The 25,381-nt window shown below is 63.8% G+C and carries 26 protein-coding genes; 13 read left to right on the top strand and 13 right to left on the bottom strand.

The annotated features are described in order from the left end of the window. Window position 1: 1 nt before the first annotated feature. From OX460_RS26065 to OX460_RS26055, 3 genes are read right to left on the bottom strand one after another with little or no spacing between them, the layout of a single operon-like run. Window positions 2–487 carry a glutathione peroxidase gene (locus OX460_RS26065; protein WP_289900402.1) on the bottom strand — a complete coding sequence of 162 codons (486 nt, stop codon included), beginning with the start codon at window positions 485–487 and terminating at the stop codon, window positions 2–4. Between the two features lies 1 nt (window position 488). Next, the gene (locus tag OX460_RS26060) at window positions 489–1,628 is read right to left on the bottom strand and encodes a PilT/PilU family type 4a pilus ATPase (RefSeq protein WP_289900401.1); all 1,140 of its coding nucleotides are present in this window, start codon (window positions 1,626–1,628) and stop codon (window positions 489–491) included. A gap of 3 nt (window positions 1,629–1,631) precedes the next feature. Then, a complete protein-coding gene (locus OX460_RS26055) occupies window positions 1,632–2,675 on the bottom strand; it encodes a type IV pilus twitching motility protein PilT (protein WP_099665476.1) in 1,044 nt (347 codons plus the stop codon). A 70-nt stretch (window positions 2,676–2,745) separates the two neighbouring features. On the opposite strand from OX460_RS26055, the gene OX460_RS26050 reads away from it, so the two are divergent. Then, complete coding sequence (locus OX460_RS26050) at window positions 2,746–3,447, top strand: YggS family pyridoxal phosphate-dependent enzyme (RefSeq protein ID WP_289900400.1); 702 nt, start codon at window positions 2,746–2,748, stop codon at window positions 3,445–3,447. A gap of 22 nt (window positions 3,448–3,469) precedes the next feature. Next, on the top strand, window positions 3,470–4,300 hold the full coding sequence (proC, locus tag OX460_RS26045) for a pyrroline-5-carboxylate reductase (protein WP_289900399.1): 831 nt from the start codon (window positions 3,470–3,472) through the stop codon (window positions 4,298–4,300). Here the strand turns inward: proC and OX460_RS26040 are convergent, their stop codons facing one another. From OX460_RS26040 to OX460_RS26005, 8 genes are all read right to left on the bottom strand, one after another. Then, window positions 4,301–5,017, bottom strand: coding sequence for an anti-sigma factor (locus OX460_RS26040; protein ID WP_289900398.1), 717 nt, complete (start codon window positions 5,015–5,017; stop codon window positions 4,301–4,303). Then, on the bottom strand, window positions 5,014–5,571 hold the full coding sequence (locus OX460_RS26035; RefSeq protein WP_289900397.1) for a sigma-70 family RNA polymerase sigma factor: 558 nt from the start codon (window positions 5,569–5,571) through the stop codon (window positions 5,014–5,016). Before OX460_RS26035 ends, OX460_RS26040 begins: the two co-directional genes overlap by 4 nt. 92 nt (window positions 5,572–5,663) lie before the next feature. After that, a complete protein-coding gene (locus OX460_RS26030) occupies window positions 5,664–6,221 on the bottom strand; it encodes a DUF3455 domain-containing protein (RefSeq protein WP_289900396.1) in 558 nt (185 codons plus the stop codon). An 89-nt stretch (window positions 6,222–6,310) separates the two neighbouring features. Continuing rightward, complete coding sequence (locus OX460_RS26025; RefSeq protein ID WP_077399688.1) at window positions 6,311–6,658, bottom strand: hypothetical protein; 348 nt, start codon at window positions 6,656–6,658, stop codon at window positions 6,311–6,313. Next, the gene (locus OX460_RS26020) at window positions 6,655–7,041 is read right to left on the bottom strand and encodes a phage holin family protein (protein ID WP_046683403.1); all 387 of its coding nucleotides are present in this window, start codon (window positions 7,039–7,041) and stop codon (window positions 6,655–6,657) included. The genes OX460_RS26025 and OX460_RS26020 overlap by 4 nt, the downstream gene beginning before the upstream one ends. A 56-nt stretch (window positions 7,042–7,097) precedes the next feature. Next, a complete protein-coding gene (locus OX460_RS26015) occupies window positions 7,098–7,454 on the bottom strand; it encodes a DUF883 family protein (protein ID WP_099665471.1) in 357 nt (118 codons plus the stop codon). Between the two features lie 108 nt (window positions 7,455–7,562). Continuing rightward, window positions 7,563–8,417, bottom strand: a complete 855-nt coding sequence (gene ubiA, locus OX460_RS26010; RefSeq protein WP_034784859.1) for a 4-hydroxybenzoate octaprenyltransferase — start codon at window positions 8,415–8,417, stop codon at window positions 7,563–7,565. Between the two features lie 77 nt (window positions 8,418–8,494). After that, the gene (locus OX460_RS26005) at window positions 8,495–9,433 is read right to left on the bottom strand and encodes a hydrogen peroxide-inducible genes activator (RefSeq protein WP_099665470.1); all 939 of its coding nucleotides are present in this window, start codon (window positions 9,431–9,433) and stop codon (window positions 8,495–8,497) included. Between the two features lie 134 nt (window positions 9,434–9,567). Here OX460_RS26005 and OX460_RS26000 point away from each other — a divergent pair, with 134 nt between their 5' ends. The 8 genes from OX460_RS26000 (at window position 9,568) to OX460_RS25965 (ending at window position 19,679) form a co-directional block, all read left to right on the top strand. Continuing rightward, window positions 9,568–9,807 carry a DUF3717 domain-containing protein gene (locus tag OX460_RS26000; protein WP_289900395.1) on the top strand — a complete coding sequence of 80 codons (240 nt, stop codon included), beginning with the start codon at window positions 9,568–9,570 and terminating at the stop codon, window positions 9,805–9,807. A gap of 44 nt (window positions 9,808–9,851) precedes the next feature. Beyond that, window positions 9,852–10,334 (top strand): D-glycero-beta-D-manno-heptose 1-phosphate adenylyltransferase, encoded by a 483-nt coding sequence (gene rfaE2, locus OX460_RS25995; RefSeq protein WP_289900394.1) that lies wholly within the window; start codon window positions 9,852–9,854, stop codon window positions 10,332–10,334. 126 nt (window positions 10,335–10,460) lie between these two features. Beyond that, entirely contained in the window at window positions 10,461–11,945 is a 1,485-nt protein-coding gene (locus OX460_RS25990; protein ID WP_289900393.1) for a hypothetical protein, read from the top strand. Continuing rightward, on the top strand, window positions 11,942–13,417 hold the full coding sequence (locus OX460_RS25985) for a hypothetical protein (RefSeq protein WP_289900392.1): 1,476 nt from the start codon (window positions 11,942–11,944) through the stop codon (window positions 13,415–13,417). Before OX460_RS25990 ends, OX460_RS25985 begins: the two co-directional genes overlap by 4 nt. 44 nt (window positions 13,418–13,461) lie before the next feature. Then, window positions 13,462–13,911: a hypothetical protein gene (locus OX460_RS25980; RefSeq protein WP_289900391.1), complete on the top strand. Its 450-nt coding sequence runs from the start codon at window positions 13,462–13,464 to the stop codon at window positions 13,909–13,911. Between the two features lie 36 nt (window positions 13,912–13,947). Further along, the gene (locus OX460_RS25975) at window positions 13,948–17,646 is read left to right on the top strand and encodes a tubulin-like doman-containing protein (protein WP_289900390.1); all 3,699 of its coding nucleotides are present in this window, start codon (window positions 13,948–13,950) and stop codon (window positions 17,644–17,646) included. A 33-nt stretch (window positions 17,647–17,679) separates the two neighbouring features. After that, window positions 17,680–18,912, top strand: coding sequence for a hypothetical protein (locus OX460_RS25970; RefSeq protein WP_289900389.1), 1,233 nt, complete (start codon window positions 17,680–17,682; stop codon window positions 18,910–18,912). Between the two features lie 17 nt (window positions 18,913–18,929). Beyond that, entirely contained in the window at window positions 18,930–19,679 is a 750-nt protein-coding gene (locus OX460_RS25965; RefSeq protein ID WP_289900388.1) for a hypothetical protein, read from the top strand. A 142-nt stretch (window positions 19,680–19,821) separates the two neighbouring features. Here OX460_RS25965 and trmL read toward each other — a convergent pair whose 3' ends face one another. Together trmL and OX460_RS25955 are read right to left on the bottom strand one after the other, a co-directional pair. Further along, window positions 19,822–20,292 (bottom strand): tRNA (uridine(34)/cytosine(34)/5-carboxymethylaminomethyluridine(34)-2'-O)-methyltransferase TrmL, encoded by a 471-nt coding sequence (gene trmL / locus OX460_RS25960; protein ID WP_099665463.1) that lies wholly within the window; start codon window positions 20,290–20,292, stop codon window positions 19,822–19,824. A 38-nt stretch (window positions 20,293–20,330) separates the two neighbouring features. Next, complete coding sequence (locus OX460_RS25955; RefSeq protein WP_289900387.1) at window positions 20,331–21,080, bottom strand: ComF family protein; 750 nt, start codon at window positions 21,078–21,080, stop codon at window positions 20,331–20,333. Between the two features lie 84 nt (window positions 21,081–21,164). On the opposite strand from OX460_RS25955, the gene OX460_RS25950 reads away from it, so the two are divergent. From OX460_RS25950 to ctaD, 3 genes are all read left to right on the top strand, one after another. After that, a complete protein-coding gene (locus OX460_RS25950) occupies window positions 21,165–22,061 on the top strand; it encodes a methyltransferase domain-containing protein (RefSeq protein ID WP_077399726.1) in 897 nt (298 codons plus the stop codon). Between the two features lie 465 nt (window positions 22,062–22,526). Next, the gene (gene coxB, locus OX460_RS25945; protein ID WP_099665461.1) at window positions 22,527–23,735 is read left to right on the top strand and encodes a cytochrome c oxidase subunit II; all 1,209 of its coding nucleotides are present in this window, start codon (window positions 22,527–22,529) and stop codon (window positions 23,733–23,735) included. Window positions 23,736–23,748: 13 nt separating this feature from the next. Then, window positions 23,749–25,353: a cytochrome c oxidase subunit I gene (gene ctaD / locus OX460_RS25940; protein WP_219330106.1), complete on the top strand. Its 1,605-nt coding sequence runs from the start codon at window positions 23,749–23,751 to the stop codon at window positions 25,351–25,353. Window positions 25,354–25,381 lie beyond the last annotated feature (28 nt).

Raw genomic sequence — 25,381 nt, 5'->3', positions numbered from 1 at the left:
TCTACTCTTGTAGCAATTGCCGTATGTCGTCCGCCAGGCTGGCCGGCTTGCTGGCCGTCGCATAGCGGCGAAATACGCTGCCATCCTTGCGCACCAAAAACTTGGTGAAATTCCATTTGATCGATTGCGTGCCCAATATGCCGGGCGCCGCCTGTTTTAATTGCGCAAAGACGGGATGGGTATGCGGGCCATTCACGTCGACCTTGGCAAACAGGGGAAAGGTGACGCCGAAGTTTTTTTCGCAAAAGGCGCCAATTTCCTCGTTCGAGCCCGGTTCCTGCTGGCGGAATTGATTGCAGGGAAAACCCAGCACGACCAGGCCCTGGTCGTGGAATTCGCGGTACAGCGTTTCGAGCCCCTGGTATTGGGGCGTGAAGCCGCAGGCGCTGGCCGTATTGACGATCAGCAATACCTTGCCCTTGTAGCGCGCCAGGTCGATCGGCGTGCCGTCCAGCGCCTCGGCCTGGAAATCGTGGATGTTGGTCATGTCAGAGGAGTCCCAGTTTGGTGGCGCCCGCCTGCGGGGCCGGTTCCGGCGCCGTTGCGCCCTTGAGCTTGATCGTCAGGCGCAGGTCGTTGACGGAGTCCGCATTGCGCAGCGCGTCTTCATAGCTGATGGCGCCCGTCTCGTGCAGGTCGAACAGGGCCTGGTCGAAAGTCTGCATGCCATGCTCGCGCGATTTTTTCATCAATTCCTTGATCTCGTGCACCTGGCCCTTGAAGATCAGGTCGCTCATCAGCGGCGAATTGAGCAGGATTTCCAGCGCCGCCTGGCGCCCGCCGCCATCCTTGTTGGGGATCAGCCGCTGCGAAATCATGCCCTTCAAATTCAGCGACAGGTCCATCAGCAACTGCTGGCGCCGCTCTTCGGGGAAGAAATTGATGATGCGGTCCAGCGCCTGGTTGGCGTTGTTCGCGTGCAAGGTCGCCAGGCACAGATGGCCCGTCTCGGCAAACGCGATGGCGTGGTCCATGGTGTCGCGGTCGCGGATTTCGCCGATCTGTATCACGTCGGGCGCCTGGCGCAGGGTGTTTTTCAGGGCCGTGGCCCAGTCGTCCGTATCGACGCCCACTTCGCGCTGGGTGACGATACAGTTGCCGTGCGGATGGATGAATTCCACGGGGTCTTCGATGGTGATGATGTGGCCGTGGCTGTGGGCGTTGCGGTGGCCCACCATGGCCGCCAGGGTGGTCGACTTGCCGCAGCCCGTGGCGCCCACCATGATGACGAGGCCGCGCTTGCTCATCACGATGTCTTGCAGGATGGCGGGCAAGCCAAGGCCAGCGAGGCTGGGGATGGCGGTATTGATCAACCGCAAGACCATGCCTGCCTGGCCCATCTGCACGAAGGCGGATACGCGGAAACGTCCGAGCCCCTCCGGGCTGATGGCGAAATTGGCTTCGCGGCTGGACTCGAACTCGGCCGCCTGGCGCTCGTTCATGACGGCGCGCACGTAGCCGGCCGCCTGTGCCGCGTCAAGCGCGCCGCCAGCCAGCGGCGTCAGCTTGCCGTCGAGCTTGATGGCGGCGGGAAAGCCGGCCGTGATGAACAGGTCGGAGCCGCCCCGTGCGCGCATCTGCGCCAGCAGCGCGTGCATGGCGCCATAGTGTTCGTGCGTCGTCTGCATGGCTTATCCGGGGAAGTTTTCAGGGGACTTGGCGGCCGAGCGGGCCGTTTCCGCCGAGATCGTGCCGCGCCGCACCAGGTCGGTGAGGCACTGGTCCAGGGTTTGCATGCCCACGTTGCTGCCCGTCTGGATGGCCGAATACATTTGCGCCACTTTCGCTTCGCGGATCAGGTTGCGCACGGCCGGCGTGGCCAGCATGATTTCATGCGCGGCCACGCGGCCCGCGCCATCCTTGGTTTTCAGCAAGTTTTGCGAAATGACGGCTTGCAAGGATTCGGACAGCATGGCGCGCACCATTTCCTTTTCCTCGGCAGGGAAGACGTCGATGATGCGGTCGATCGATTTCGCCGCCGACGAGGTGTGCAGGGTGCCGAACACCAGGTGGCCCGTCTCGGCCGCCGTCAGCGCCAGGCGGATGGTTTCCAGGTCGCGCAATTCGCCCACCAAAATCACGTCCGGGTCTTCGCGCAGGGCCGAGCGCAGCGCATTGCTGAACGAATGCGTGTGGGAACCGACTTCGCGCTGGTTGATCAGGCATTTCTTCGGTTCATGCACAAATTCGATCGGGTCTTCGATGGTCAGGATATGGTGGTTCAGGCGCTCGTTGACGTGGTTCACCATGGCCGCCAGGGTGGTCGACTTGCCGGAACCCGTCGGGCCCGTCACCAGCACGAGTCCCCGCGGGCGCATGGCCAGCTCGCCGAAGATGCGGGGGGCGTTGAGCTCTTCCAGTGTCAGCACCTTCGACGGAATCGTGCGCAGCACGGCCGAGGCACCCCGTTCCTGGTTGTAGGCATTGACGCGGAAGCGCGCCAGGCCGGGAATCTCGAACGAGAAATCGCATTCCAGCGCTTCTTCATACGCCTTGCGCTGGCTGTCGTTCATGATGTCGTAGATCATGCTGTGCACTTCCTTGTGCTCGAGCGGCGCCACGTTCAGGCGGCGCACGTCGCCATTGACCCGTATCATCGGCGGCAGGCCGGAAGACAGGTGCAGGTCGGAAGCCTTGTTGCTGACGGAGAAAGCGAGTAGTTCGGAGATGTCCATTTATAATCCCTGTGCCTGCATTGATGGGCTGGCGCACTGTGCCGCCGCCCCTATACACTAGAAAATGATTATGTCCACAATCGAACAGAACTTGCAAGCCGTGCGCGACAGTATTGCGCAGGCTGCCTTGGAGGCGCAGCGCGCCCCTGGTGACGTGACCCTGCTGGCCGTGTCGAAAACCTTCGGCGCGGACGCCGTGCTGGCAGCCATGCGCGCGGGCCAGACGGCGTTTGGCGAAAATTACCTGCAGGAAGCGCTCGACAAGATTAGTGCCGTCAAGCTTGCGCTGCCGCAAGGCGCACCCGTCTGGCATTTCATCGGTCCCATCCAGAGCAACAAGACGCGCCCCATCGCCGAACATTTTGACTGGGTGCATACGGTGGAACGGGAAAAGATCGCCGCCCGCCTGTCCGAGCAGCGCCCGGCCGGCTTGCCGGACCTGAATATCTGCCTGCAAGTCAATATCAGCGGCGAAGCCAGCAAGAGCGGCGTGACGCCGGCTGACTTGCCGGCGCTGGCGCATGCCGTGGCGCAATTGCCCCGTTTGCGCCTGCGCGGCCTGATGGCCATTCCCGAGCTGGAAACGGATGTCGACCTGCAGCGCGCCGCCTTTGCGCAATTGCGCGTGCTGTACGACCAATTGAAGGCGGACGGCCTGGCGCTCGATACCTTGTCGATGGGCATGTCGGCCGACTTGCGCGCCGCCGTGCTGGAAGGCGCCACCATCGTGCGCGTGGGCAGCGCCATCTTTGGTTCCCGCACTTACTCTTAACTGATTGATAGAAAGCATAGCCATGACGACAGAATTGAATATCGCCTTTGTGGGCGGCGGCAACATGGCGGCGGCCCTGATCGCCGGCCTGGCGGGTAAATTGACCCTGGGCGGCAACATCCACGTGATCGACCCGCATGCGCCCGCGCTGGAAAAATTGCAGGCGCAATTCGGCGTGACGACGGCTTCCGCCGCCGGCGACGCGCTGCGGGGCGTGGACGTGATCGTGCTGGCCGTGAAACCGCAAAGCATGCGCGACGTGGCGGCGCAGTTGCTGCCCTTCCTCGACGGCGACAGTGCGCCATTGATCCTGTCGATCGCGGCCGGTATCCGCGCGGCCGACCTGTCGCGCTGGCTCGGCGATTACCGCGCCATCGTGCGCTGCATGCCGAACACGCCGGCCCTGATCGGCATGGGCATCACGGGCATGGTGGCCAGCAGCGGCGTCAGCGATGAGCAAAAGAAGACGGCAGACGCCATCCTGCGCGCCGTCGGCCAGACCGTCTGGCTCGATGACGAAGCGAAGATCGACCCTGTGACGGCCGTGTCCGGCAGCGGTCCCGCCTATGTGTTTTACTTTATCGAAGCGATGCAGCAGGCGGCCGCCGAGCTGGGCTTGACGCCGGAGCAGGGCACGCAGCTGGCCATCGCCACGTTTACGGGCGCGGCGCAGCTGGCGGCGAACTCCAGCGAACCCGTGTCCTTGCTGCGCGAGCGGGTCACGTCGAAGGGCGGCACGACGTATGCGGCGCTCACCAGCATGGAAGAGAGCGGCGTGAAGGCGGCCATCGTCAAGGGCATCAAGGCGGCTGCGCAGCGGGGGCGCGAGATGGGTGATGAGCTGTCGAAGTAATTAGATCACCTTGACGGCGCGGCCGATGTATAAAACCGGCCCCGTTGGCCGGCCCGTGGGCGAGCCCGTTGCCGGTTCCAGCGTGATTTCAAACAGTTGCTCCGGCTGCAGCGGCGGCAGCTTGTCCAATGTCAACTTGAGGCTTTGTCCCGGCTTGACCAGGCCCAGCGAGACGGGTGCGCCCCAGTCCTTGCCCTTGGTCCAGAATTGCAGGGCCTTTTGCTGCGGCACGGCCGTCGGTCCCAGCGGGATCAGGCTCAGGTCGCGGTTCTTGCCGCCGCGTCCGCCCGCCTGCACGATCCAGCCCGGCGATTTGTCTTGCGGCGCCACCAGCACCACCAGGTAGCCAGGTCCGCTGGGTGCCTGCAGTTGCACGCTGACCAGCACGGCCAGCGCGGCCGTGGCCGCCAAGCCGCCGCCCGCCAGCACTCTCCAGAACGCCAAGCTGTTCCACCACGCTTGCCAGCCGCCCGCCTGCCGCACGGCCGAAGGCGTGAACAGGCTGGCGCTGATGCGCGGCCACAGTTGCGCCGAGGGCGTTTCGGGCGGCGCCAGGGTCGTCAAGGGCAGTAAGCGCCGTTCCCAGGCAGCAATGGCGTCGCGCAAGGCTTCGTCGCGCGGCAAGCGCCGTTCCACTTCCGCCCGTTCGGCCAACTCCAGGGTGCCCAGCACGTATTCGCTGGCCAGCCTGTGCAATTCCTCGTCGCCGGTGATCATCCCATGCACTCCCGTAAGGCGGCCAGGCCCCGCTTGACCCAGGCCTTGACGGTGCCCAGCGGCGCCTGCAGGCGCTGCGCGATTTCACTGTGGGAACAGCCATCGACATAGGCGTACAGGATGCTGTTGCGCTTCGATTCGTCCAGGTGGCCGAGGCAATCGTGCAGCTTGCCCAGGTTCGCCTGGTCGGCATAGGCCTCGCCCGCATCGTGGCTGTGGCGTTCGTGCAGCAGGTTTTCCACGGTATCCTCGTCGGCCGGTACTTCATGGGCGCGGGCGCGCGCCACGTCCAGCGCCTGGTGCCGCACCACCACATAGATCCAGCCCTTGCCGCTGCCGCGCGTGGCGTCGAAACTGCCGGCGCGGCGCCAGATATTCAGGAAGGCGTCGTGCAGCACGTCTTCGGCCAGGGCCCGCTGGCGCACGATGCGCAGGGCCACGCCCAGCAGGTAGCGGCTTTCCTGCTGGTACAGGCCGTGCAATGCCTGCTGCTCGCCCCTGGCGCAGGCGCGCAGGGCGGCATCGTAATCGAACGGAGTGGCTAGCGTTGGCAAGGTCGGCGCAATCGTCAGGAATAAACGGTTAGCAAGTTTTCAAGGCCGAGTATAGGCCAGAAACCCGCTTGCCAACCGTCAATTTGACGCTGTTATGCGGCTTTCCAAAAAATGTAGTCGGCCTGATAGGGCACCCATTGTTTGGCGCCGATGCTTTCCATGCCGCAGGGGCTGCTTGGCGCCACGCCGCCGCTGGTGGCCACGCGCTGGATGTAGCTGACGCCCTGCATGGCGCCGCTGCCCGTGGCCGGATTGGCCTTCACCAGCTGGTACGGGATATTGCCCGCGCCGGCCGGCGCCACGGCCACTTGCGTCGCCGTCACTTTCGAGCCGTCCAGGTTGGCCCAGGTGGCCGGTGGACCGACATATGTGCCGACCTGCATGCCGCTGCGGTCGTTCAAGGCCGCGTCCGGTCCCACGAAAACCCATTCATGGCCCGTCATGTCTTTCTTGGCCTTGCATTCGTAGGCGATCTTGCCTACGCCCACGGTCTGCATGGCCACCTGGTGGCCATCGGGTACCTTGACGGCGTTCGGTAATTGTTCTTGCGAATAGCGCGTGCTCATGGGGGCGCAAGCGCTCAGCAGCAGGGCGGCGCCCAGTACAGCGAGGGCGGGAACGGCGTGGCGTGGGGCGGTGAAGGCAAGCATGGCGAACTCCTGGTAGTTGGCTCAACCGGCTGGTTGATACCATTACTACGCATGGGTCTGCCATTTGGATGCAGCCAGGTCAAAATATTTTATGACGGCGTTTCTTTCTTGCTGAAACGCTGCGCCAGCGCCAGCAGGACGGGCATGGCCGTGGTGGCGTGCTTGAGCAGCGCGCCGCTGGCCCGCAGCAGCGGCAGGATGCGGCGCGGACGTACCAGCGCCAGGCCCAGCACGGCGCCGCCCACCATCAGGGGAATTTTAAAGCGCGTGGCCAGGGTGTGGCGCAGATTGCCGCCCGTCAGCGGTTCCAGCAACTGGCGCGTCTGCACGCCCAGGGCCAGGCGCTGCAGCGCGCATTCGGCCAGCAGCGCGTCGCGCCGCTGCGCCAGGCTGGCGGCCGTGTGGACGCTGGACAATTTGGTGGGGTGCGTGGTCATGGCCGCTCCGATCCCCGGCGCGCCAGCAATTGCAGCTCGTCCAGGTCTTTGTTCAGTTCGGAAAGTGTAAAAGAAAGCAGTTTCGGCTTGCTGCGGAAACTGGCGCGCACGCCCAGCAGGGTGGCGATGGCGGCGACGATGAAGACGGCGGCCGTGATGGCGATGGCGGCGATGCGGTGCGTATCCCAGAACAGCACGATGACGAGGAACACGATCAAGACGAGGCCGACAAACAGGCACAACAGTGCCAGCATGGCCAGCGCCAGATAGGACAGGAAGCGCAGCGACTCTTCTTCCATTTCCACGGCCGCCAGGGCCAGACGGGTCTGGACGATGGCGGCGAGGGTCGCTGCGACTTGGGCGACATGGTGCACGATAGCCATATGCTGCCTTTCGCGTCAGGTGACGGCCTGCGCCGTCGGTACCGCGTCGTTACAATCTAGCGGCGCGACGAGGAAAGCAGCAGACCGAACAGCACGCCGACGACGGCGCCCGCGCCCACGGCTTTCCAGGGATTGTCCTGCACGTACTCGTCGGTGGCCTTGGCCGCCTTCTTGGTGCGTTCGAGCAAGTCTTCTTCCAGCTTGATCAAGTCCTTCTTGGCCGTTTCCAGGGTGGCGATGAACTTGTCCTTGACGGCTTTGACATTCTCGCCCGTCTGATCCTTGGCGCCATCGAGCCAGCCTTCCGCTTCATCGATGACGGTCTTCAAGTCGCCGACCAGTTTGTCGCGGGCCTTGTCGGCGTCGGCGAGGATGCTGTCGCTGCTGGATTTTCCGGTATGTATCGAGCTCATGTATTACCTCATGGAAGTGAAACTGCACAGTGAAATACCAGTGTAGGCAGCTGCGGCCAGGCTTGTCTTGCGCCGCCTCAAGGGCTACCGCGGCGCAAGGGTCATTGCTTAACGGAAAGCAAAGTCCAGTACCACGCCCGCAAATACCGCCGCTCCTAGCCAGTTATTATGCCGGAATGCCGCAAAACACGGCATACGCTCGCGTGCGCGGATCAAGGTGTAGTGATAAACGGCGCAGCCGGCCGCCACCAGCAAGCCCGCGACGAACCAGTAACGCAAGCCCAGATACCAGCCGCATGCCAGCCACAGCAGCAGGAAAACGGCATAGCAGGCCATGACGATGGCCACGTCGTAGCGGCCAAAGGTGATGGCCGAGGTCTTGATGCCGATTTTTAAATCGTCGTCGCGGTCGACCATCGCGTATTCCGTATCGTAGGCCACGGCCCAGAAGACATTGCCCAGCAGCAGCAGCCAGGCGACGGCGGGCACGGCATCCGTGATGGCGGCAAAGCCCATGGGAATGCCGAAGCCGAAGGCGATGCCGAGATACGCTTGCGGAATCGCAAAGAATCGCTTGAAATAGGGATAGGTGCCGGCGATGATGACGGCGGCCACGGACAGCTGCTTGGTCAGCGCGTTGAGGGGCAGGATCAGGCAAAAGGCCAGCACGGTCAGCACGCCGGCCACGGCCAGCGCTTCCTTGCCGCTGATGCGTCCGCTGGTGATGGGACGCTCGGCCGTGCGCTTGACGAATTTGTCGATATCCTGGTCGGCGTAGTCATTGATGGCGCAGCCTGCCGAGCGCATCAGGAAAGTGCCGAGGGTAAAGATGAGCAGCAGCCGCCAGTCCGGCACGCCCTGCTGCGCCAGCCACAGCGCGCACAGGGTAGGCCACAGCAGCAATACGGTACCGATAGGCTTGTCCAGCCGTATCAGGCGGAAATACAGCGCCAGCTTGTTCATGGAAGACTCGATCTTGTTGAAGAGAAAGGTCGATTATCGCAAATAGTATGTAAATGTACTATTTTGCGCCTGGGGCGCTAGTCTTCGTCCTCGCACAGCGGCGTAATGCCGGGCAAGTTGCAGCTGGCGATGGCCGCGCACAGGGCGTCGATGGCGGCCTTGCGCGTGAAACTCTTGCGCCACAGCATGACCACGCGGCGCGATGGCACGGGGGCGGCGAAGGGCCGGTATTCGAGCATGCCGTCGGTGGCGTGCATATTGGCGACGGAGGCGCGCGGCAAGACCGTCAGGCCGATGCCGCTGGCCACCATGTGGCGGATGGTTTCCAGCGAGGAACCCTCAAACGTGCGCTGCATGCCATTGCCGGGCGAGGAAAAACGCGCCATTTCGGGGCACACTTCCAGCACCTGGTCGCGGAAACAGTGGCCATTGCCCAGCAGCAGCATGGTTTCCGATTTCAAGTCTTGCGCGGCGATTTTCTCGCGCGCCGTCCATGGATGCTGGCGCGGCATGGCGACGACGAACGGTTCGTCATACAGTTCCTGCATGGCCATGCCGTGTTCGGGCAGGGGCAGGGCCATGATGGCCACGTCCAGTTCGCCCTGGCGCAGCAATTCGAGCAGGCGAACCGTGAAGTTTTCCTGCAAGATCAAGGGCATCTGCGGTACCTGGTCTATCATGGCCTTGACCAGGGGCGGCAGCAGGTAGGGGCCGATCGTGTAGATCACGCCCAGGCGCAGGGGGCCGGCCAGCGGGTCCTTGTTTTGCTTGGCGAGTTCCTTGATGGCGGCCGTCTGTTCCAGCACGCGCTCGGCTTGCGCAATGATTTGCGCGCCCAGGGGCGTGACGGAGATTTCCGCGCCGCCCCGTTCGAACAGGACCACGCCCAATTCGTCTTCGAGTTTCTTGATGGCCACTGACAGGGTGGGTTGGGCAACGAAGCAGGCTTCGGCGGCGTGGCCGAAGTGCTTCGCTCGCGCGACTGCAACGATATATTTCAGTTCAGTCAGTGTCATAGGTTGATTGAAACACAGGAAGTACTTACTTGCAATGAATGAAAGGTGGCGCAAACGTGAAACTGTGGCGCCGATGGCGTATTGTAGCGGATCGCCCCCTATAATGCGGGACCGGGCGTCGAAGGGAGATGGCGATGGAACTGCGGATGCAGGCGCTGGAAGCGGCGATCAATTACTGGCGTGCCAGGCAACCGGCGCGCGGCAACGAATATGCGCTGTCGCCGCCCGTCAGCCGCCTGGCCGGCGTGTATGCGCTGATGATTTACTACCGGCAAGATCGCATCGCCGAAGAGACCCTGGAACCGGCCGTCGTGGCCCTGATCGATGCCTGGCGCCGGGATGCCGGCGGCATCCAATGCGATAGCCACGCCTGAGTGCGACCATGGCGTGACCCCATTTAACCCAACCAGAGATATCCATGCCTGACTTTGAAAACAAACTGTGCGGCCGCGACGAATTGCGCGCCCGCGCCGCGGCCCTGCCGAAACCGGTGGTGGTGACGAACGGCGTGTTCGACATTTTGCACCGCGGCCACGTGACCTACCTGGCGCAGGCGCGCGCGCTGGGCGCCTCGCTGATCGTTGCCGTGAATACCGATGCCTCGGTGAAACGCCTGGGCAAGGGCGATGACCGTCCCCTGAACAGCTGCGAAGACCGCATGGCCGTGCTGGCCGCGCTGGAAGCGGTGAGCCTGGTCGTGCCGTTCTCGGAAGACAGCGCCCTGGAAGTGGTGCAGGATATCGCGCCGGAAATCTATGCCAAGGGCGGCGACTATGACATGGCGGCCATTCCCGAAGGCCGCGCCGTGCTGGCGTATGGCGGCCAGGCCGTGGCCATCGATTTCGAGCATGACCGCTCGACCACCAAGCTGTTGACGAAAGTGCGGACGCAGCAAGGCTGAGGAAGCTCGTCAATGTTTCCATACAGATAAAAAGACGTTACTATGAGAACTGCCAAGGCTGCGACTTCGTTTCGTCAGCCCCAGCACGTTATACCGTCTGAATGCATTGCTAGTCATAGAAAATAAATGGATCATAAAACTTCTGGGGATTGGCCACTGCCTTCCGGCGCCTGGCACGTGGATGACGAGGGCGCGTGGACCATGCAGCGCAGCGCGGACGGTCAGAACGTCTCGCCCTTGGTGAGCCATGCCGATATCGGCAAGCTGATGCATGCGCGGCGCCTGCCCGCAGCCGCCGGTGCGCCCGTGCGCCAGTTTCCGCCTGAATTTGCGTTCGACCCCGCCTCGGGCGCGGCCTTGCAAGTGCCGCCTGCTACCTCCGCCACGCCGCCCTGGGTGCCGCCCTACGGCGCATCTCCCGTCAGCGACGTGCCGCCACCGGGCCCGTCCGGCTTGCGCCAGGCCAGCGCGCCCCTGAAACTGGCGGATCAGCGCGCGCGCGAAGAGCATGCGCAGGCCGATGTCTCGCTGCCGATGCCGCCGCCCGGCGAATACGAATTCTTTTCCGCCCAGTTCGGCACCAGCGCGCCCGCGCTGCTGGCGCTCGACCCGCGCAAGGCCGTCTTGCACGCCTGGCTGCCCGCCTCGAAACGCTGGCTGGCGCTGGACCCCGACTATGGCAGCTTGCTGGCCGAATCGGACCTGGCCCACGGCGCCTGGCGCGCCGAGCTGGTGCCGGAGTTCAATAGCGTGCTGGTCTTGCCGACCAGCCATGGCCTGGCCTGCATCCGTCCCGACGTGCCGTCGCTGACCTATGTGGTCGAGCACGTGGGCGGCGCGCCGTGCGCAGCCGCGCCCGTCTGGTTCCAGAACCGTCTGTGGGCGCCGCTGCGCGACGACGATGGCCGCCTCCGCTTCGTCAACCTTGATGCGCAACAAAAGCCGGGCAGCGACGTGCTGCTCGACGGCCTGTTTGACCTGGGCGCCGTCAGCGCGCCCGTCGCCTACAACCGCATGGCCGTGTGGCCCTGCGCCAACGGCCAGCTGCGCCTGCAATTGCAGCCGGACGGCAACGTGGCCGCCTCGTTCACCCCCTGGCCCGAAGGGCTGGTGCCGCATTTCGAATTCGGCAGCCCCTACGTGTCGCGCGACGGCGGCCTGTGGCAGCTGTGCTTCGAGCGCAGCCGCGGCACCTATGTCTACGTGAAACTGGGCGCGCAGTCCGAACGGGCCGACGCGCTGGCGCCGCGCCTGTGCTCGGGCAGCTTCAATTACCGCTTCGCCACCAAGCTGAAAACGGCGCCGTGGGAAGAGCCGGAACACGGCGACGACGGCGGCAAGAACCAGGCCGTCATGCCGCTGCTGGAATCGAGTGTTGGCAACAGCGTCTTCGGCGTGAAGTTTGCCACCAGCGCCGGCCTGTCGAGCGTGCTGCGCTCGAACGATCGCCTGGCGGCCCAGCTGGTGCAGGACGACGAATTGCGCGAAAACGTGTTCCATACCTTTGCCGTCAGCGAACCGTGGCGCGTGCGCCTGTTTGTGCATGAAGGTACGCTGTGGGCTTACCACCCGCTGCTGTCGCGTATCGATGGCTGGGCCTTGCAGGCATGAAAGCGCGCGTCCTGATCGCGGCCGGCGCCGCCTTCCTCGCCTTCGCCAGCGCCAGCGTGCAGGCCGCCGGCATCCAGCAAGCGTTCCTCGTGCAGAATTCGGGCTGGATGGAGCCGTTTTACACGGATGAACACTCGCAGCTGAAAGCCCTGGTGGGCGCCGTGGCGCAGGCCGCTACAAACCCGTCCGATAAAGTGTATACCCTGGCTTTCAGCCAGAGCAGCGGCGCGCACGTGTCGCCGTCGCTGCTGGGGCAAGGGCAGGGCGGCGCCGGCGTGGCGGGCCAGCTGGCCAGCCTGGGTCTGGCGCGCAAGGGCGCCGGCGGCGCGCTGGCCGACACGGATTTCCAGGAAGCCGTGACGAAGACCATCACGGGCCCGTTCCAGTCCGCGTCCGGCATCGTGTGGATCTTTACCAATAACAAGAACAGCCCGAACAACGACAGCCAGACGGCCGAGCGCAACCGCGATTTTTACCGCCTGCTGCACCTGGAACCGTCGATCACCAAGACGGTGGTGTTTCCGCTGCGCATGCCCGTGCAGGGCAAGCTGTACAGCGCCAAGGGCTTGATGGTGTATGCGCTCGCGTATGGCCAGCCGGCATCGGAGGCCTTGAACCGCATCCTGGCCGAAGGGCGGCTGTCGCAAGTGCTGACGCGTCCGCCCGCGCGATTGAAACCGGTGGACCAGGATGCCGTGCGCATCGTGCCCCAGTCCGTCAAGAACAGCGCCAACGTGCATGCCAGCCTGGGCCGCGACGGGCGCACCATCGTGCTCGACGTCGATGCGGCGAACCTGGTGCCGCAAGTGGTGCTGCAGGCCTCCTTGCAAAACATGTTTTTCCCGTACGTGATCGACAGCGCCAAAGTGCACGCCAGCCTGGCCGGGCAGAACGCGCCCTTGCACGTTGCGCCGGATCAAATTCGCCAGCTGCAGCCGGGCGCCAGCCAGTCCGTGCAAGTGCAGTTCGCGCTGCCGATGGCGCAGATCCCGTCGCCGTGGTCGGCGCAGGCGATCGCCGCCATGGGCAAGCAGGTGCTGCTGCCGATGCAGGCGCAGGTGGGCCTGTCGGAACAGCGGCTGGCGCTGGCGTCCAGCTTCGGCAAGGATTTGCAGGAATTGTTCCCTGGCGACCCGATTTCCGGCATGTTTACGCCGCCCGACAGCGTGCGCGCGTCGCAGGCGACGATACCGCTGCTGGTGCGCATCCAGTATCCACTGCTGCCCGTGCTGGTGATACTGGGCGGCGTGCTGGCGCTCGTGCTGGGCGTGCTGGCGCTGGGCCTGGTCAGCACGCGCGCCACGCGCTACAAGGTGATGGCCGACGGCGTGCAGCGGCAAGTGTTATTAAAACCATTTAAAAGCGTGCAGATCCGCGACGCTGACGGCAGCGACATTGGCGAACTCAAGCGTGGCCTGGGCAAGCCGGCCGTCGTGCGCGTGGCCGAAGGCCATACCTTGACCCTGGCCTGAACACAGATTCCTTAAAAATTCCTTCCATTCAATAGAGGCATACCATGGCGCAAGACACTCCGAAAGACAATGCAGGTTTCACCTTGCCGGCCCCGGTAGCGGCCCCGGCGTCGGCGCCGCCCGCCGCGGACGCTGCCGCCGCGGCCAGCGCCGCCACCGCAACGACCGAAGCTGCGCCCGCGTTTGACGTTGCCGGCACGACCGATACCTCGTCGCGCGACACCCTGGTCGGCGGCGTGGTGCTGTTGTTGCTGTTCATCGCCTTTTTCTTTGCCAAGAATGCCTATGCGAATGGCCTGGTGGCCAAGCGCGTGCCGCCGAACAAGGCCAACGCCTCGGGCTGGTGGCTGTTCATCTTCCTGGCCAGCCTGGCGACGGGTGTCGTGCTGGCCGCCGTGAATGCGCATAAATTCCTTGCGCCACTGTTCATGGGCCCGCTGGTGCTGGTGGGCCTCGTTGCACTGTTGTTGACCTTTACTTCCAGCCGCCGCTAAGAACACGCCGTTGCACGCATCATCGAAGGAATCACCATGGCAGAGAACCTGAACCAAACCATTACCGGCGGCGCCAGCGAGCGCAAGCAGGACAAGATCATCGAATTGCGCCCGACCCTGTTCATCGGCATCGGCGGCACGGGCATGCAGGTGCTGATGCGCGTGCGTCGGCGCATCCTCAATACCCTGTGGGGCGGCGCGGGCAACCGCACGCGTATCGAGGGCTTGGCGGACTTTCCCATCGCGCAATTCATCCATTTCGACCTCGACAATGGCGCCGTGATCGAAAGCGGCGAGTCGCAGGCGAAGGACTTGCAGTTCGACCAGGTGAAGTTCACGGATGACGACAAGGTGGTCGAATCGTTCGACATGGACAAGTACAGTCGTGATGAAGATTCTCTGGAGAAATATCCGCACATCAAGGAATGGCTGCCGCTGACGCCGCAGCGCATCCGCGAATTGCGTTTCGATATGAGCAGCGGCGCCGGGCAGATCCGCGCCGTGTCGCGCCTGTATTTCTTCGACAAGTACGCGAAGATCCGCGACAAGATCCGCTTGAAACTGAAAGCCCTGAAGGCGGGCCTGTCGCACGAGCGCCAGCTGGCCGAACTGGGTCTGCGCATGGAAACGAACCGTTTCCGCATCGTCATCGTCGGTTCCGTTGCGGGTGGCACGGGTTCCGGCTCCTTCCTGGACATGGGCTTGCTGGCGCGCTGGCTGGCGCGCAGCGAAGTGGGCGCGGCCGACGTGGAGCTGATGCTGTTCTTGCCGACCGGCTACACCAAGGCCAACAAGGACCGGGTCGAAGCCAACGGCTACGCGGCGCTGATGGAGCTGGAATCGGCGATGATGGGCAACAAGGGCTATGTGGGCCGCTGGGATGCGTATGACCGCCCGGAACTGACGCGCGAACCGTACAGCGAGGTCTACCTGATCGATTCGGGCAATCTTGCCCAGCAGCACACCAAGGATGTCAGCGACGTCTATCACATGGTGGCCGATTCGCTGTTCGAGGATTTCGCCTCGGCCGACTTCGCGCGCGCTAAGCGCTCGATCGCCGTCAACCAGGCGCAGCACAAGAATTCGCTGTACAACGCGCCCGTGCCGCAAGACCGCTTCGGCGACATGCGCCTGTATTTCTCGAAGCGTTTTTCCTCGTTCGGCATGGCCGTGCTCGATACGCGCCAGGAAGCGGCGCGCGACGAGCGGGCCCACCGCTGGGCCGGCGCCATGCTGCAAGCGTTCTTTGGCGTGGGCGGCACGGATGCGGGCGCCAACCGGGCCACGGATACGCAACGCGATAATTTCCTCGCCGCTAATATGTTCCTGAAGGGCACGCCGTTCAGCGATTTCCCCGAGTTTTCCGACAAGAGCATCGAACTGAAGCGCTCCAGCGGCGACTTCATCGATTTCCGTGTCGTTGACGAATTGCTGGAAGACCGCCACGGCCACTTGCTGGCCGGCGTGGAAAACCGCGTCAATACGCGCATCAACGATATCCGCACGGGTTTCGACCGCAGCGAATGGCCGGCGCAGGTGCGCGACGCCATGAAGCATTTGGAACGCGACGCCGTGCGCGACCAGGATTCCACGGCCGACACAACGGAAGACCGCATCAGCAAGCGCCGCCGCGAAGTGCTGGAAGACGTCAAGAAAGTCGTGCGCGACCAGCTGTATGGCTATCTTGATAATAAAGAATTCGGCGGCCTGGAATACGTGCTGTCGCTGGTGGAACAGATCAAGGACCGCATCGAGGCGCCGGGCAGCGGCTTGACGGCGCAAATCGGCAACAATGCCGAGCGCTACCGCGAAATCAAGGAAGCCGTGCGCTCGCGCGAATACGAGCGCCTGTTGAACAACCTGGAACAGACGCGCAGCACCTTCGGCTTCCTCAGCAATGGCGAAAAGCAGGCGGGCGTGGTGATGGACCATTTGCGCACGGAAATGGCGAATGCGCTGAAATTCCATCTGCGCGCCAAGGCGGCGGACGAGTCCGTCCTCCTGCTGGGCGAGCTGTCGCGCTGGCTGGGCAACCGGGTCGGCGTCGATGCGCAGGGCCGCGCCCAGTGGAATGGCCTGGTGGGCGAGCTGCAATCGGGCCGCGAAGGCGTGCTGGCCATGCTGACGGAGTTGAAAACGGCCAATACCATCCTGCAAAAGGACCTGGACAAGGAACACGCGACCCTGATCGTCATTCCCGTCACGGAAAAAGACATCGCGCTGCCGTCGGCGGCCACCTTGCGCCAGTGGGCCGATGAAGCGTTCAAGGACATGGGCGGCTCGAAAGCGCTGTTCCCCATGTTGGGCGAACCGGCGCAACGGGCCTTGATCCTGGCCAAGGTCACGCGCATGGCGGAAAACATGATCGCTACTGCCGGCCTGGCGGAAGGGGCGACGAGCACGCCCGACCCGTTGTTCGAAGCGCTGGAACAGATGGATGTGTCCGAACGCCTGGACCGCTTCCGCAAGCTGCTGGCCTGCTCCATGCCGTGGATCGACGCCAACATGGCGGGCGACTTCACGGTCGTGTCGGACCAGTTCAAGTGCGTGATCGGCGTGGCCAACGCGGCCGCCTTCAAGGCAAAGTTCGGCGCCGAGCTCGAATCGTGCGTGCCGACCCAGGTGGGCATCACGGTGAGCCAGCTGGAAATCGTCGAAACGGGCATCCGCGGGCGCGCCGTCTGCTATTGCGAACTGGCCGGCGTGCCGATGACGGTGCTGCGCGGCCTGGAAGGCTGGCGCACCAGCTACCGTAAGGAAGGCGACAACGACAAGGCGCCGACCCACACGCATATTGATCCAACGCAATTCACGCACCCGATCGCGCCGAACACGGACGAGATGAAGCGCCTGGCGGAAGACTTCGGCGAATTCCTGCAAGCGATCATGCTGGGCGTGCTGACGCGCCACACGGGCCGGGTCGTGCCGCCGGGCCAGTACCAGTTTGCCGTCGAACCGGGCGACTTGCGCCGCATCGGCAACGAACGGGCCATCCGCCAGAACGGCATGCCCGCTTCGTACGAGAAAAATATCGCCCTGCGCATCGAAGAAAAATTGACGGCGCTTGATGCCGTGCAGACGGCGGCCATGGCGGCGCTGGCAAAATACTACGAGCGGGGCGTGTATGCGCCCAAGCTGGTGGCGCAGGCCGATGGCTCGCAGCTGCCCTACATCGGCTTTGGCAGCGCCATTTCCGCCGAAGTGGGCACGCGCCTGCGCGAGTCGGCGCGCCGCAAGGGCATGGCCAGCGATGAGCTCGACCGCACGGTGCAAGCCTTGCTGGGCCGCCTGAAGGAGTGGGCGAACGTCATCGGCGACTCCGACGGCGATGCCTACGACTGGGAAGTGCGCGAACCGGAAGCGGACGGCCAGCCGCGCCTGAAGTATGCAATCAAGCCGGAAATGCTGGAAGCGGGGCGCCTGGAGCAATTGCTGCGTCCGGCCGGCGCGGCGGCTGCGCCGGCGGCGGCCGCGTTCGGCATGGCGCCGCCACCACTGGGCGGCATGCCGCCGCCGCTGGTGGAATACCAGTACTTCCTGGGCATCAACGGCCAGCAGCAGGGACCATTCACGGCCCAGCAGATCGTGCAGTACGTGCAGGCGGGACAGGTCGTGCCAGCCACCACCAAGGTGTGGCGCGCCGGTTTGCCGGCCTGGGCCGACCTGGCCCAGTTCCCCGAACTGGCGCCCTTGTTCCTCGGCGCGCCGCCACCGTTGATGCCGCCGCCCTTGTGAACGCTGGAATGACGTTGGAATGAAGGATTAGTTTTGGATATCTGCAACAAATGCAAGACGGGCCTGTGGACCGTTGTCAGCCATTGCCCGTACTGCGGTCACGCCATGGCGGACGCTGCCAAGCCAGCCGCGGCCGTGCCGCCGCCGCTGCCCGTCCCTGCGCCTGCGCCGGTAGCGCCGCCACCTGCGCCCAAGCCGCCGCCCGTGCCGGTGACGCCTGCGCCTGCGCCGAAAGCGCCGCCGAAGCCGGCGCCAGTACCGCCACCCAAGCCGGTGCCGCCGCAAGCGGCGCCGAAGCCCGTGCCCGCGCCTGTGCTTCCACCGGCGCCTGCCCCGGCAACACCGGTACCGCCGCCACCGCCGCGCAAGTGGCTGCGCTGGCTGGGCGCCGCCGCCGTGCTGGCGGCCGTCATCGTCTACATGAATGGCAAGCCGGGCGGCAAGAATGAATCGGCTTGCAACGACGCCATCGACAGCGGCTTGAAGCTGGTGGCAAATGGCAGCCTGGACGGCGCCCGGCAAAAGCTGGCGACGGCCAAGAATGTGTGCACGGGCAAGTCCAGCGCCAAGGCGGACGATTTGCAGGCGGCGATCGGCAAGGCCGGCGCCGCATCGGGCAGTTGCCAGCGGGGCGTGCGCGCCATCGAACGCCATATTGATGGTCATCAATTGCAAAGCGCGGCCAGGGGCATCGCCGCGCTCGACGCCGATTGCGCGGGCGCTGCCAGCGTGGATTCCCTGCGCAAGCAGCTGGCGCGCCAGCAAGCGGCTGCCGCGTCCGTGCTGGTGGGCGTGCGCCAGGCGCTGGACGGCAAGGATGCGACGGCGGCAGGCAATGGCATCGCCAGGCTGGAAGCCATCGACCGCGAAGCGGCGGAATTGCCGCAGTTGAGGGCCGATGTGCAGGCGCTGTCGGCGCCCGCGTCCGTCGTCGCACCGGTCCCGGCACCGGTGGAAACGGCACCGGCCCGCGTCGTGCCCACGGAACCGGCGCCCGCACGCGCGGTCGAACGATCAGCGGTGGCCGAACGCCGCCCGCAGGAAACGGCGCCCGTCGACAGCGGCGCGGCCATGCGCAGCGAGATGGCGCAAGCGTTCTTGCGCGATGCCGAGCGTTCTTTGCTGGAAGGTAAGTTCGATGCGGCCAAGACGTATCTGGAAAGCGCGCGCCGCGTCGATCCGGGCAATGCGCGCATCGACAATCTGTCGCGCCGCATCCGCGAGCGCGAACGGCAAGTGTTGCAGACGGAAACAACGATCAATTAGTCATCTGGAGAGTCACCATGCTGAATCACACCACCTTGCGGACGGCCGCCGCGCTGACCATCGCGGCCATGCTGGCCGGCTGCGCCACGGCGCCGATGAGCCCGAACGGCGTGCGGCAGGACAGCTCCTATCCGCAAGGTGGCGCCCAGGCGGCCACGGATGAGGACCCGTGCAGCGTGGGCGCGACGGCCGCTGCCGGCGCGGCCGTGGGGGCATTGCTGGGTGCGCTGGCGGGCGGCAAGAATGGCGCGCTGAAAGGAGCCGCCATCGGCGGCGGCCTGGCGGCGGCCGGTTGCCTGGCCATCAATGTCAATTCGCGCCAGACCAAGACGGCGGCGCAGGCGGACCGCGATTACATCCGCACGCGCGGCGCGCTGCCGCGCGAGCCGCAAGTGGTGTCGTACACGCCGCAACTGAGCGCGTCGACCGTCAAGCGCGGCCAGCCGTTCAAGGTCAATTCCGTGGTGGAGCTGGTCAACGGCAGCGCGCAAAGCGTCAACGACGTGCGCGAAGAGCTGGTGGTGCTCGATCCGCAAGGCCAGCCGTTCAAGTCCGGTTCGAAAGCCTTGGCCAGCAGCAACAAGTCGGGCGGGCGCTTTGAAAACTCGTTCGAGCTGACCTTGCCGGCCGGCGTGTCGCAAGGCATGTACGGCGTCAAGACGAATCTGTACGTGAACGGCAAGCTGGCCGCCACGCGCGACTTGCGCACGCAGCTGGTGATGCTGGACGACAATAGCGACGTAGCGCAGCAATTGGCGCAGCGGTAAAGGAAGATTGCAGGAGTCTCAACATCTCATCCAGTCGTAGCGAGCGGCGATGATTTGTGGCCGAGAAGCGCAGCGCTACTTTAGTAGCGCGAGCATCGCCGGCCGCAAAGCGCGCCGCGCAGCAGACTGGGTGAGGTGTCAGCTACGCGCCACCGGCGTATCCGTGCTGGCGCCACGCTTCATACACGACGACGGCCACCGTATTCGACAGATTCAAGCTGCGGTTGTCCGGGCGCATCGGCAGGCGGATGCGCTGTTCGGCCGGAAAACCGTCGCGCAGGGCCGGGTCCAGGCCTTTTGTTTCCGAACCGAACACGAACACGTCGCCGGGCAGGAAGGCCACGTCGCCGAACGGGCGCGAGCCGCGCGTCGTCATGGCGAACATGCGGGCCGGATCGGGCTGGGTGTCGGCCAGGAACGCTGCCCAGTTCTTGTGCACCTTCATGTTGGCGTAATCGTGGTAATCGAGGCCGGCGCGCTTCATCTTGGAATCGTCGAGCGGAAAGCCCAGCGGTTCAACCAGGTGCAGCTGAGCGCCCGTGTTCGCGCACAGGCGGATGACGTTGCCCGTATTGGGCGGGATTTCAGGTTCTACCAAAACAACGTGAAACAAAATGCTCTCCTCATATATATAGCGAATCTGATGCGGTTCTAGTGCGGCGGCGTGCGCGCCACGACCAGGATGCTGACCCTGGCCGCCCCTGCGCTCTTGCAGGCGGTGGCCAGCGCGTGGACGGTATGGCCGCTGCTCATCACGTCGTCGACGATGCCCACATGGCATCCTTGCAACAAGGCCCCATGCTCGGGCGCGATGGCAAACGCGTGCGCCAGGTTGGCTTGCCGTTCCTGCGGCGCCACGCCGCTTTGCGCCCGGGTTTCGCGCACGCGCAGCGCCAGGCGCGGCTGTAAAGCCACGTCCAGCAGGCGCGCCAGCGGACGGGCAACTTCCAGCGCCTGGTTAAAACCCCGTTCGGCCAGCCGGGCCGGGCCCAGCGGCACGGGACACAGCAGCTGCGGCGCTTCCCACGCTTGCTGTTGCTGAATGGCAACATACAACAGTTCTGCCAACAGGGGCGCCAGCGCCAAGCGCGCGCCGAATTTCAGCTGCAGCAGCAACTGGTCGACGGGCGCCGCATAATCAAACGCCGCGACGGTGGCGTCATACGCGGGCCGCTGGCGCAAACAGCGTCCGCACAGCAGCGCCGCATCGTCGAGCGGATTGGCGCACTGGCGGCAACGGGGGCGCCCTTGCGTCAGATATTGGGCGCGGCAGGGCGAACACAGCACTTCCGGGCAGCCCATGCCGCACAGCGCGCATTGCGCCGGCAGCACCGTGGCGCCCAGCCACAGGCGCAGCGCCTGCCAGGCGGCGTCAAGGCGGTGCCGGGTGGCGGTCCGCATCGCGATGGCGTCGTTCCATGTACACTGCCGACATTATCTCACCTCACCCGATTCAACATGCCAGTTCCCACCAGTCCGCCCAAAATGAGTGCGCCCATCGATGCGGTGCAAGTACGCGATTTCTTTTCCCGTCCGGCGCGCGTCGCGCCGTCGGACTTCCTGCGCCGCGAAGTGTCGGCACGCATGCACGAGCGCCTGGAGCTGGTGAAAATCACGCCGCACCGTGTGCTCGACGCGGGCTGCGGCCCCGGCGCGGATTTGGCGCAGTTGCAAAAGGATTATCCCGCAGCGCAGATTATCGGTCTCGATGCAGCGCAAGCGATGATGCAGGCGGCGCGCGCGCCCGCGTCGAAACTGGCCAGCCTGAACCAGTTCCTCAGCAAACTCTTGCCGGCCAAGGCGGGCGTGGATTTATTGTGCGGCGACCTGGGCGATCTGCCGCTGGCGCAGGGCAGCATCGACCTCGTGTGGTCCAATCTGGCGCTGCACTGGCATGCCCAGCCCGACCGCGTGTTTGCCGAATGGCGGCGCGCGCTGCGCCTCGACGGCTTGCTGATGTTTTCCTGTTTCGGCCCCGACACCTTCCGCGAAGTGCGCGACGCCTTCGCCGAAGCGGATCTGTATCCGCACGCCTTGCCCTTCGTCGATATGCACGACTTTGGCGACATGCTCGTCGAGACGGGCTTTTCCACGCCCGTGCTGGACATGGAAATCATCACCGTCACCTACGACACGGCGGAAAAACTGCTGGCGGACGTGCGCGCCTTCGGCGGCAACCCGCTGACCACGCGCCGGCGCGGCCTGATGGGCAAGGCGGCCTGGCAGCGCATGCTGGACGCGCTGGAAAAGAGGCGCCGTCCCGATGGCAAGCTGGGCCTGAGTTTCGAGGTGATCTATGGCCACGCCTTCCGTCCCGCACCGCGCGTGACGCGCAATGGCGAAGCCATCATCCGCTTTGATTTACCGCGCAAGCCTAAATAAAAGCATAAAGAAACCGACACTTGGTCGCCATCCGCGCATGGATGTTGCAGCAACCGTTGCAAAGCGCGCGGCGGCCGGGAGAAGGGCGCGCACAAAGCCGATTATTGCTTGATGGATTCAAGTTTACTTGATTATAATCGTTGATTGTTTGTCAGCTTGTTAAGTAGAAAAAACAAGGGCTGCATACAAAATAAAAAAAACAAAGCAAGACTAATTCGAAGTTACTGCATTAGTATAGTAACCATCTTCCACACGAGGCCATTTCAGTGTGGGGAAGAAAAACAGGGTTCCAGCATGGTTGCGCGCCGCCGTTTTTGCTGCCGCAGCCAGCATGGAATTCGCTGGTGCTTGACGCACATGGCCGCATTCCGGCCGTGTTGCTTTCATGGAGGAGCGGCAGCGGTCCAGTACGGAGAAGTCCGCAGCCGTTTAAAATATCATTATTTTTGGGTGGTTGGGGAAAACATGACACATGCAAAGCGACTTCAATCGTTGCTGCTCGGGCTGTCTTTGACAGCGTTTGGCATCGGGCGATGGGCCACGGCGGCACCGGCTGCCAGCACCTATCCCGGCACCGGCGGTCCCGTGCCGTTCGAAATGAATCTGCAACCGCCGGCGACACAGATCGCCCATGAAATCTACGATTTGCACACCCTGATGATGATCATCTGCCTGGTGATCTTCGTGGCCGTGTTCGGCGTCATGTTTTATTCCATCTTCAAGCACCGCAAGTCCCTGGGCCACAAACCGGCCACTTTCCACGAAAGCACCACCGTCGAGATCGCTTGGACCGTCGTGCCTTTCCTGATCGTCATCGGCATGGCCCTGCCTGCCACGCGCACCGTCGTCGGCATGAAGGACACGTCGAACGCCGACATCACCATCAAGGCCACCGGCATGCAGTGGAAATGGGGCTATGACTACCTGAAAGGCGAGGGCGAAGGCATTTCCTTCCTTTCCAACCTGGCCACGCCGCGCTCGCAAGTGGGTGCGCCGGGCGCGCCGCCGACGGAAAAACGGGGCGAAAACTACTTGATCGAAGTCGACAATGAAGTCGTCGTGCCGGTCAACAAGAAGATCCGCGTGGTGCTGACGGCCAACGACGTCATCCACGCCTGGTCCGTGCCTGCCTTTGGCGTCAAGCAAGATGCGATTCCCGGTTTCGTGCGCGACACCTGGTTCAAGGCTGACCATATCGGCACCTTCCGCGGCAATTGCGCCGAGCTGTGCGGCAAGGAACACGCATTCATGCCCATCGTCGTCAAGGTCGTCTCGGCAGATGATTACAAGGCATGGGTTGATGTAAAACAAAAGGAAATGGCCGCATTGGCTGATGATCCAAGCAAGGTGTGGACCATCGACGAATTGAAGGTCAAGGGCGAGAAAGTGTATGCGGCCAACTGCGTGGTCTGCCACCAGGCGACAGGCAAGGGCGTGCCCGGTGCGTTTGCACCGCTGGATGGCTCGGCCGTGGTGAACGGTCCGAAAGCGGATCAGATCCACGTCTTGCTGAACGGGCAAAAGAGCGGCAAGTATCCCGCTGAAATGCCAGCATGGAAACAGCTGTCCGACACGGAAATTGCCGCAGTGATCACTTACACGCGCAATACCTGGTCGAACAAGGCCGCAGAGAACATCGTTCAACCAGCCGAAGTCGTGGCTGCACGCAAGTAATTAGGAGCCGCAGATGAGTACTAGCACGAGCACGAGTACCTTGGACCACGCCGGTCACGATCACGACCATGCCCACGACCACCCGACCGGCTACCGCCGCTGGCTGTTTGCCACCAACCACAAGGATATCGGTACCCTGTACCTGTGGTTTTCGTTCATCATGCTGCTGTCGGGCGGCGTGCTGGCCCTGATGATCCGTACGGAACTGTTTCATCCAGGCTTGCAATTTTTCCACCCAGAATTTTTTAATCAACTGACCACCATGCACGGCCTGGTGATGGTGTTTGGCGCCATCATGCCGGCCTTCGTCGGCTATGCCAACTGGATGATCCCGCTGCAAGTGGGCGCGTCCGACATGGCGTTTGCCCGCATGAACAACTTCTCGTTCTGGCTGCTGCCACCGGCCGCGCTGCTGCTGGCCACGTCCTTCCTCGTGCCGGGCGGCGCCACCGCCGCCGGCTGGACCCTGTATGCGCCGCTGTCGACGCAGATGGGCCCTGGCATGGACATGGCCATTTTTGCCATGCATCTGATGGGCGCCTCGTCCATCATGGGGTCGATCAACATCATCGTCACCATCCTGAACATGCGCGCCCCTGGCATGACCCTGATGAAAATGCCGATGTTTTGCTGGACCTGGCTGATTACCGCGTATCTGTTGATCGCCGTCATGCCGGTGCTGGCTGGCGCCATTACCATGACCCTGACGGACCGCCATTTCGGCACGTCCTTCTTTAACGCGGCAGGCGGCGGCGATCCCGTCATGTACCAGCACATCTTCTGGTTCTTCGGCCATCCCGAGGTTTACATCATGATTCTGCCGGCTTTCGGCATCGTCTCGCAGATCCTGCCCGCGTTTGCCCGCAAACCCCTGTTCGGCTATGCCTCGATGGTGTACGCCACCGCTTCCATCGCTATCCTGTCCTTCATCGTCTGGGCGCACCACATGTTTACTACCGGCATGCCGGTGACGAGCCAGCTGTTCTTCATGTACGCGACCATGCTGATCGCCGTGCCGACGGGCGTGAAAGTGTTCAACTGGATCGCCACGATGTGGAAGGGTTCCATGACGTTCGAGACGCCGATGCTGTTCTCGGTGGGCTTCATCTTCGTGTTTACCATGGGCGGCTTCACGGGCCTGATCCTGGCCGTGACGCCGATCGACATCCAGCTGCAGGATACCTATTACGTGGTGGCGCATTTCCACTACGTGCTGGTGGCCGGTTCGCTGTTTGCCCTGTTCGCCGGCTTCTACTACTGGTCGCCGAAATGGACGGGCCACATGTACAACGAGACGCGCGGCAAGATCCACTTCTGGCTGTCGCTGATCACGTTCAACGTGACCTTCTTCCCGATGCACTTCCTGGGCCTGGCCGGCATGCCGCGCCGCTACGCCGACTATCCGGCGCAGTTCACCGACTTCAACATGATCGCCTCGATCGGCGGCTTCGGTTTCGGCCTGATGCAGGTGTACTTCCTGTTCTTCGTTGTCTTGCCGACCATCCGCGGCGGCAAGGCTGCGCCGGCGAAACCATGGGAAGGCGCGGAAGGCCTGGAATGGACCGTGCCGAGCCCGGCGCCTTTCCACACGTTTGAAACGCCGCCTACCGTCAAGTAGTCATCCGCAAGTAATGCCAGTGTCACGG

This window comes from Janthinobacterium sp. SUN033 (assembly GCF_030397595.1).
Classification (GTDB): domain Bacteria; phylum Pseudomonadota; class Gammaproteobacteria; order Burkholderiales; family Burkholderiaceae_D; genus Janthinobacterium; species Janthinobacterium kumbetense.
The sequence above is the reverse complement of the archived record's forward strand: the minus strand, read 5'-3'. Positions and strand labels throughout refer to the sequence as shown.